The sequence below is a fragment of the Cognatundibacterium luofuense genome (assembly GCF_018139685.1).
Lineage (GTDB): Bacteria > Pseudomonadota > Gammaproteobacteria > Burkholderiales > Burkholderiaceae_D > Undibacterium > Undibacterium luofuense.
In genome coordinates this window covers 1-453 of sequence record NZ_JAGSPN010000147.1, presented here as the reverse complement: position 1 = coordinate 453, position 453 = coordinate 1, and the positions used below count along the sequence as shown (strand labels likewise).

Sequence of the window (453 nt, the reverse complement as noted above, 5' to 3'; positions counted from 1 at the left end):
TTGCGGTTCCACCATGTCTGCGACATACACTTGAGCCTGCACCGCATAAACAGCGGACACATCTGCAACACGCATGGCGCGTATTCTGATTTGCATCCCTAAATTATTTCTTCGATTTGGCGGAGGCTGAGGCGGACGCAGAAGCTGACGCTGAGCTTTCTTCCTCGCTGTGTTCCACTTTCGGCAGTGGTGGCTCGTTCGGCGCGATTTCCGGTTTAACGTTATCTATTTTATTTTCGCGCATATAGTCATTCATTTCTTTCCAGCCTGCATACACGGCCGCCCTGGCAGCGTCTGGATTGAGGGCATAACAATCCTCAATCGCACGGCCAGCATGCCGGCAGGCACTGCCAGTCGCTTTGGCATCGGCTTCTTTTTGCGCAGCCTCCTTGGCCGGATCAGCCAGACCCAGACGATCACAAGCAGTAGTCATTAGCAAGAGTACTGCAGCAA

Annotated in this window: 1 protein-coding gene; it reads right to left on the bottom strand. The window is 53.2% G+C overall.

Annotation, left to right across the window (positions count from 1 at the left end):
* Nucleotides 1-103: 103 nt before the first annotated feature.
* On the bottom strand, nt 104-453 hold a 350-nt coding region (locus tag KDM89_RS19755), incomplete at its 5' end, for a hypothetical protein (protein WP_212689595.1).